4 protein-coding genes are annotated in these 8,447 nt (G+C 37.0%); all 4 read right to left on the bottom strand.

Going from position 1 to position 8,447, the window contains the following annotated elements:
- Positions 1 to 275: 275 nt before the first annotated feature.
- The 4 genes from VB796_RS18060 to VB796_RS18045 all read right to left on the bottom strand — a co-directional run bounded on the left by VB796_RS18060 (position 276) and on the right by VB796_RS18045 (position 8,369).
- Positions 276 to 725, bottom strand: coding sequence for an acyl-CoA thioesterase (locus tag VB796_RS18060; protein WP_323347981.1), 450 nt, complete (start codon positions 723 to 725; stop codon positions 276 to 278).
- Positions 712 to 6,285, bottom strand: coding sequence for an SDR family NAD(P)-dependent oxidoreductase (locus tag VB796_RS18055; protein ID WP_323347980.1), 5,574 nt, complete (start codon positions 6,283 to 6,285; stop codon positions 712 to 714). The genes VB796_RS18060 and VB796_RS18055 overlap by 14 nt, the downstream gene beginning before the upstream one ends.
- An 82-nt stretch (positions 6,286 to 6,367) precedes the next feature.
- Entirely contained in the window at positions 6,368 to 7,369 is a 1,002-nt protein-coding gene (locus tag VB796_RS18050) for a DUF1702 family protein (protein ID WP_323347979.1), read from the bottom strand.
- A gap of 19 nt (positions 7,370 to 7,388) precedes the next feature.
- A complete protein-coding gene (locus VB796_RS18045; protein WP_323347978.1) occupies positions 7,389 to 8,369 on the bottom strand; it encodes a hypothetical protein in 981 nt (326 codons plus the stop codon).
- Positions 8,370 to 8,447: the final 78 nt, after the last annotated feature.

Genomic DNA, 8,447 nt, shown 5'->3' with positions numbered 1-8,447 from the left:
GTATCGCATACGCCCACATCTCGACTTTTTGGGCGTATGCGATACGCCCCTACGTAATGATGACAATATTTAATATTATTAATTAATTTGTTATTCTTACTTACCTCATGGAATTACCTATTATTTATCGTAAGCATTTGGAATAAATTATTTGACATTTAGTAGTGGCGTATAGCATACGCCAACATCGTCATGACATTGGCGTATGCTATACGCCACTACCAAATGAACGAAATCAATATTCTTAAATAATTTATTCTTGGTATTTAAGTCCATTAAACCCCAGCCAAAAGCCCTTCAATATCCATCATCGACTCTGGAAAGTGAGTTGAAATCATCATTCCATTGATTTCTCGCATGGCTGCCGTAGCTTGATGACCCTTACACACTAACGTGAGGTTTCCATCTTGTTCAAGGTAATATTCAAAACGCATCAATATTCTACTGACACTTTGGGCTTCCATGTACATTTTCATCACTACTTTATTGAAAGCAAATAGTTGACCGATGTATTGAATGCTTAAATCAAGTGTAATGAGATGTAAGCCATTTTTGATTTCCTCGATAATATCAGGGCAGTATTCATACAAAAACATCTCTCTACATTTGCCCTGCCAAACGGCATAATTGGCAAAATATATATTGCCGACCACATTGGTTTCTTCAAAGCTGGTTACAAATCTATACTCGTAATAAGCTCCTTCATTTGTATTAATTATAGGCATTTTCTTCTGTGTTTATGAGTGTTGTGATTTTAGCAATCTTCGGTAATACTTCTATTTCTAAAGTAACAACCTCTTTAATTTGGCTTATTTTAAGGTTTTGACTAAACAATTTACCTTGTTTCAATATTTCAGATTCAGAAGTACCAATCGGGTCTTTTCTAAGGGTTACATAAAAACCATCTATGGCAATAGATACTTTATCGAAGTCTTTAGAATTGATTGGACTCAAATGATTTATGAAATTTTTGGGTCTATGAATATTTCCACCACTCGAAAAATTTATCAAAAGATATTCAATATAATTTGCCAATAGAATTAAGTTCCATTCACCCGAGAAGCCACTTCCCGCAACACTGGTCAAGTCTAAGTTTTCCCAATATTGTTTTATTTCACCTTTGGCATTGACAACGTAGCTATTAATCCGAGTAACGTTTCCGATATGATGAACCTCCTGCGTACTGATGTAAAAAGGTCCTTCGATGGGATTAGGATTAAAAACAATTTTACCGACCGCCGTAGGCAACAAACTTTGGTGAGGTCTGCAAGCCTGATGACAATGAATAGCAGCATCATTAAGCCCTGAGTCGCCCAAGATTTGATTTTGCGGTAAATACGCATTAAACCATAAATCCGTTAGGTTTTCAGTAGCACTTGCCATTGATTTTAAAGCACTTAGCTCTGAAAAAGCATTGATTCGACGGAATGGCCCATGATGAAATAATAAGTCATCATAAAACTTTGTTTCCGTATCAAAAGGTAATTTATTTGAGTAGGGGAGGGGCAAACTTTTAAATAATGCCACATTATCATTTTTACCTAATTTGATATAAGCCTCAAAACAATTTACCTGAAAATCCGAATCTTCGCTCTGTACAACAGCATGAAAAGTGTATCTGGAAACTCTCGTGACGATAAATCGAACCGTATTTGCTTCAGATTGAGGAATAAATATGGACTTATTAATCTTTAAATCCTCAAATGTCCAAATGGGCATTTCTGTTTCCAAAGCACTACAAACTTGAGCCATTCCCTCCAAAATCATGACCGTAGGAAATACATATTGTCCTTGAAAAACATGATTTTGCAAATAAATATCCTCTTTCAAATTGACACTAACCTCTGATACAATTTCCACTTTTGGAATATGATGTTTGATATTTGCCACAAAACGTCCCAATGGTAACCGTTCCTTGACATAGTTCAAGGTTGGCATATTTCCAAAGCGTCCCGAAATGATAAGTCGCCCGCCAGCATAGTTTTTATCGGCAATAACTGCCTTCAAAATTTCAACGCCATGAGCCACAGGAATAGCAAAAACCCCTTTTTCTTTTAGCGTATTGATGGTATTCAGAGAAACGCCCATGCCTGTTTCGTCCCAAACAGACCATTCTAAAGTCATACATCGACAAGATGAATGTTCTTTTCCTACGCTTTCAATTAAAAGTGCCAATTGGTCATTTGCCCAAGCATAATCTGCATTTCCGTGCATTCCACTTTGTGCGATAATTGACCCATAACCAATCAGTAATTTTAGCGAGTCAAGATTTAGAGCCGCCAATACATTTTTGAGTCCTTCCACTTTTACCAAAAGCGTTCTGTCAAAATCCTGCGGTTCTAACAAATGTAAGGCTTTGGGATAATTGACTCCTGCACCATGAATAAAAGCTGTAATATTGCCAAATTCACGGATTGCTGTTGCAATACCTTCCGAAACACTTTCTTGCGAACATACATCAACCGAAAGGTATTTATAGTTGATAATATTTTCATCAAGTTTTTTCAAATTTGACCGTAATTCATCGTCTCTCTCTGGCAATGAACGCCCCATAATAATCAGTTTTGCCCCAGTACATTTGGCTATGTTAAAGACCGACTCAAAAGTGATTCCTTTACCGCCACCCGTTGCTAAAATGACATCTTCCGACGATAAGGTATTTTTGATATTTGCCTTTTCTGGATAGAAAAATGCCAATTCAGATTCTGCTCGAAAGCCATCTGCCCCAAACGATACTTCTTTATATTTTGTCGCATTTCTGATTTCACCACGAATTTTATCAAAAGCATTATCCTTGCTTTGGATTTCAATACTGAGTGTTGAAAATCTTGGATTTTCCAATTGAAAGGTTTTCAGGATAGGTTTTAAATCTCCTGTAATTACCTCATCAATTATCCCGATTAATACTACTTTTTTAGCTTCCTTTATTTCGGGTTTTCTCAAAAATTCTACAAACTTAAATAACTCTTTACAAGCTAACGCAGATGAATATACGAAAACTGAAGCGTCCCCAATATTGGCAGAAACATCTGTGAGGATTGGAGCCAATAATTTTACTTGGTCGTCATTGCCTGCCACAAAAACATTGCCCCCGTATTGTTCAATATTGAGTAAACTTGCTTTTTTAGGATTCAGTTTTCTTTGAAAAATATGCGACCAATTATGGATTTTTTCAAAAGAGATATTTTCCTTCAGCGAATTTTTATTGATACTACTTTCACCCTTAAAAATAACATTGCTCAATTCTTCAATGTTGGCATCTGAATTTGCCAGAATGGAAGCTTCTGAAAATACGATTTGGCTTTTGTTGAATGCTTTGACAACAATAGATAAAATTTCGGTAATTGCCAGTGAATTGATATGGAGTTGCGACATGAGTCTATCCTCACTCTTAATCATTTCAAGGGGAATTTCGATTTTTTTACTGATAATCGCTTTTAGATAATTAGTAATTCCAATAACGGAGGTTTCGAGATTCGTCTCTCCAGAAAAATTATCCGTTGCTTCATTTTGAGTAGCGGAAAGGTTGATTTCCTGCGTTTCTTCAGAAAATGAACTTTCAAACTCATTTTGTTCACAAGGATTTACAAAAGCATCTAAACGCCAATTTTCAATATCAAATTCTTTGTAAAATCTATTCGTTGACAATTCATCAAAATATACACTGTTGCCAGAAATATAGGTCAGCGAAAGCGTATTGAGCAATCCACGAATAGAATTACTACCAAAGTCAAGCGAAACAACCTCGAAATCTTGATAGTCTTGCAAAGACCGAGAAAGAGCATTACCAGGCCCCACTTCAATTAAAATGGGGTTTTCGTGCTTGATTTTTTCAATTGCCTGACTAAAATATACAGGCGATTCAATTTGCTCAAACAACATTTGTTGAATATCCGTTTCTGAACAAATACTTTCTGCCGTTACGGTTGAAATGACTTTTCTGATAGGTGTATTAAATTCAATTCCTGCCAAATCTGTCTTAAATTGCATAGCGGCTTGTTTCATCATGGGTGTATGAAAAGCATGAGACACTTTCAACCTAACATGATGAATACCTTCGCTTAGAGCCTGATTTTGAACCTTTTGTATCTCGTCAATATGTCCGCCAACCACAAAATTTCCTGTGCCATTATAACCCGTAATAAACACGTTATAATTGCTTATCATTTCCTTTATGGTCTTTTCATCGCATTTGATAGCCAGCATTGTTCCGTCTTTTTCACCCAATTGAGACATCGCTTTTCCACGAGCAACGGCAAGCGTTTGGGCATCTTCGTTTTCAATAACACCTGCCCATGCCAAAGCTGAAATTTCTCCAAGACTATGCCCAATACCAAAGTTTGCTTCAACCCCAAATTTTTCTAACATCTCTATTGATGTTAAGGAACTTTGTAAAATGGCAGGTTGTGCTACTGAGGTATCTGCAACCCCACAAATGGGAGCTTTTGGGGCTGTTTTTGGTTGATTTACCCATGCTGAAAATGCTCCAAAATCTGGATAAATGGGAGCTCCTTGCCCTGGAAAGAGAAATCCAATTGGTTGAGATTTACCATTACAATCAAAGAAAATACCTTTGTTGGTATCAATAAATCTGGTTTTATTTTGGATAATTTCGTTTTCTAAAATACCTAAATTTTCAGCTAATTCATTGGGCGTTTTTGCCACTACCGAACCTCTCCAAATACCTTTATCTTCAAAAGATGCCGTGATGGTGGCTGATAAATCAACAAACTCTGCACGAGAAATATCTCTTGACAACGATTTGAGACGAGCGATTATCTCTAAAAATCCTTGTTTGGAAGTTGCCGAAAATGGAAAAACTTCGCTATCTCTTTGAGAATCTGACAGTTTGAGTATTTTGCCTGAGAGTTTCTTGATTTTTTTGTGGTTGGGTGCTTCTTCCATTGTTAGATGCACATTTATACCACCAAATCCCATTGATGACACAGAGGCTCTCATCGGGATATTTTTCTCCCACAAAATCGGTTTAGTTGCCAATTGTAAAAGACTTTCATTTTCCGTCAGAAGAGCATGAGGCGTATTTCTTCGAGATGCAGGAATAACGCCATTTTTGATAGCCAAAGATGCTTTAATAACACCTGCAACGCCAGCCGCAGCTTTGGTATGTCCAATCAAATGTTTGACCGAACCCAAAATGGCGGGTATATCGTTTTTCCCTGCCTCTTTCAAAGAATTGACAATGGCAGACATTTCCACTTGGTCGCCTGTGGGCGTACCAGTGCCATGTCCCTCAAACATAGCCACTTGACTAATTTTATACCCTGCTTTTTCGTAGGCACGGTCAAACGCTAATTGTTGCGTTTCAGGTTTTGGTCTGGTAATACCACCGCTACCGTCAGACGAAATGCCACAACCTTTGATGACTGCATAAATATTGAGATTGCGAGCAATAGCTTCTGATTCTTTCATCAAAACGACAATTCCACAACCTTCACCAGGCCAAAAACCTTCTGATTTGGTGCTATATACTTCCATTTCGTTCATTGCCAATGCACCGTTACGGGCAAAACCAATGATTTCAAAAGGGTCGATACTCAAATCTACACCACCCACCAAAACCACATCAAGAGAATTGTTCAAGATAGAATTACAACCATTTTCAAATGCTAATAATGACGACGCACAAGCCCCATCAATGGTGAATCCGCCCCCATGAAAATCAAAATAATTACATATTCTTCCGCTAATGGTATTGCTCAAACCTCCTGCCAAACTATCGGCATCGGGTTCGGGAAAAGGCTCTTTATAATTCTTTTCGGCATTGTTAAGAATCATGTTGATGTCTTCTTGCGTGTGGTTTAAGTTTTTAAGTGTTTTTTCAAGCACTTTACGCACATAAGGCCAACGCAATCTCATAATTCCTGAACGGCTAAATTCGCCCGTTAAAGAATTTCCTAATACAACCCCAACACGATTTTTATCTAAACCTTCTCCATTTTCAAAACCTGCATCTTTCAATGCTCCTGCGGCTACGTCCAACGCTAACCAGTGCGTAAAATCAGTACGTTCAAAAGTGCTTTTAGAAACTTTGTATTTTATTCTGTCAAAGCTATAACCTGTTATTACTGAAGCTGTTTGAGAATATGTTTTATCTACTTTCGATTTATCCTTAGAATAGTAGTCGTTCATATTCAGGCGTTTGTCAGGAATGTGTCTAAATTGTTGGCGTAAAGACAAAATGTTATCCCAATATTGCTCAATACTATTTGCTCCTGGATATCTGCAATCCATTCCTACTATCGCTATTCCTTCATTAGTTTTCATATTTCATAGTTTTAAATTGGCTGTTTCTTTGATATTTCCAGAAACAGTTAGGTTTATGAGGTAAGTACGCTTTATGGGTATTTTATGACATAATTTCATTTTCAGCCACATAAACATTTGTTGCCTGATTAGCAATTACCCATTCTCGAATCATACTTAAAAACAGTTGGAAAGAAGGTTCACCGTTGATATATTTTTCACCTCTCAGTGTTTTTTCAATAACTTCCATCGCAAATTCATGACAGTCCATAGAGCTTCTGCCTGTCAATATTTTCTCTGTTTTATCGGTTGCGTGAGGATTGCCCGCTAATTGTCTTGTGTGAGTTGCCAAAAACGAACCTTCACCCAAACGATAGGCATATTTACCAGATAAATCCTTCAATAAATGGATTTTCCTTTCCGAAACGCCACCTGCATAAGTAGCCGCCAAACCAACTCCAGCCCAAATTGCCCCTTGTCTTTCTTCAGGAAAGGCACTTAATGTTTCCGCAATTTTAGTGGGTTCGCCTGAATTATAAAACCAAACGGCACGCCCTATTCCGTTATCGTATCCTTCAACGAAATAGGCTTTTTTACCTGCAAATGAGCGAGGAATAAACATTTCTTTGAGGGTTTTTTGAGGCTTAAAGTAAGCATTATAAAAACCGATACCGTTCAAGAAAAGCGACTCACCCTCTGAATTTGCTTTTGTGGTGAAATATTCAAAATTATTATTTCTGAATATAGCAGAAGCAATGCCAGCCCCAATGTAGGACATATAGGCATGGTTTCGTCCTTCACCCTCAATAAAATCGTACAGGCGATTTTTATTTGAGATTGAAAATAAATCTAAAGTAAACAAGCCCATTGCTGCTCCTTCGTGGAAGAAACCTACAAGCTCATTTGATACCTGTGCAATGGCAATGGAAAGGCTTTTTGACAAACCACATTCCAAAGCAATGTTATAGGCATTGACTACCGTTTTGGCAACCAATTCCAATCTATCTTGTGCTGGAAGACCTACTTCAAAATCACGAATTTTAAATTCTGCTTCTGAAAGTGGTAAACCTAAAATAAGTTTTCGAATAATTTTTAACTTTTCCATGATGAATATTGATATGGTTTTACAAATGTGGGATGTTTCCATTCACCATCGAACCATAACTTGGTTCTTTAATGTGCGTTAAGGTGTCCTGATAATTCATTTTGCCATTTCTAATAGTTGATTGAATCTTGACTTCATTTGTGGCAAAAATATCTATTAACCAATAATATAAACCTCTGGCAGTACAAACCGTCATCAAGGCGATAAACATGGCAAATACAATGTGTAAGCTCATCATGATACTATAAACTGCGGCTACACTGAGTCCGAACACAATTTGTCCTTTCTTCGTAATTGGGGTAGTGGCAGGGTCTGAAATCATATAGAAGGTGAAAAGTAAAAAGGCAATGCCAGACATCGGCATCAAGGCACCAATGGTTGAGGTATCCATGATGGTTGTTCTAATAACGGCTTGCAAAAAGAATCCACCAACCCATGCTAATATCAAAGGGATTTTTTTGGTAAAAACGGCATTTAATAAACTACCCAATGTCATAAAAATACAAACTAATAACCAATCCACCCATCCAGAAGTAGCTTCACTAAATTGATATGGTGGTGCCACGCCCACCCAAGGAAAAATAAGTAACATTGTACCAATACCTGTGTTTGATGGATTTAGGAAATGGCGAGGTTTGCCGTTGATATTTACTTTAAATAATACTTTTGATAGCATCGCAACGGCAGTAGCGAAGACAATTGGCATTAATCTTTCATTGGTAAATAATAACATAGAAACCGCTGAGGCAGAAATATGAGCAGGTAAAAGAAAATAAATAAACTCTTTTACATTGCCTTTCATAAATGAAATAGGTCTTTTATTGATTTTAGCTTCTAAGATTTCAAAACTAATTTCAAGTGTATAGGCGGTCAATAACGCAATCACCCAGTGAGCTACGGATTGCTCGAAGCCAAGATAAAAATGACCAAATAAATTTAATACCGTTATTGCCGAAGCAAATCTTATGAGTGCGGGGACTCTGTTGTCTTTCTTTGTCATGATTTTAATAAGTTAAAAGGTTATTTAAGTAAACAATTTAGAGTTGAATAGACTGTTTAATAAGTTTTTTGGGGGAAT

Origin of the sequence: Arcicella sp. LKC2W (assembly GCF_034931005.1) — a bacterium.
In the GTDB taxonomy this organism is placed as follows: Bacteria; Bacteroidota; Bacteroidia; order Cytophagales; family Spirosomataceae; genus Arcicella.
Note: the sequence above shows the minus strand (reverse complement) of the source record. Positions and strands in the feature narration are given on the sequence as shown.

Bases quoted from the DNA above. Each gene is read 5' to 3' on its own strand.
- VB796_RS18055 (WP_323347980.1), bottom strand. From the start codon at position 6,285: ATGAAAACTAATGAAGGAATAGCGATAGTAGGAATGGATTGCAGATAT.
- VB796_RS18050 (WP_323347979.1), bottom strand. From the start codon at position 7,369: ATGGAAAAGTTAAAAATTATTCGAAAACTTATTTTAGGTTTACCACTT.
- VB796_RS18060 (WP_323347981.1), bottom strand. From the start codon at position 725: ATGCCTATAATTAATACAAATGAAGGAGCTTATTACGAGTATAGATTT.
- VB796_RS18045 (WP_323347978.1), bottom strand. From the start codon at position 8,369: ATGACAAAGAAAGACAACAGAGTCCCCGCACTCATAAGATTTGCTTCG.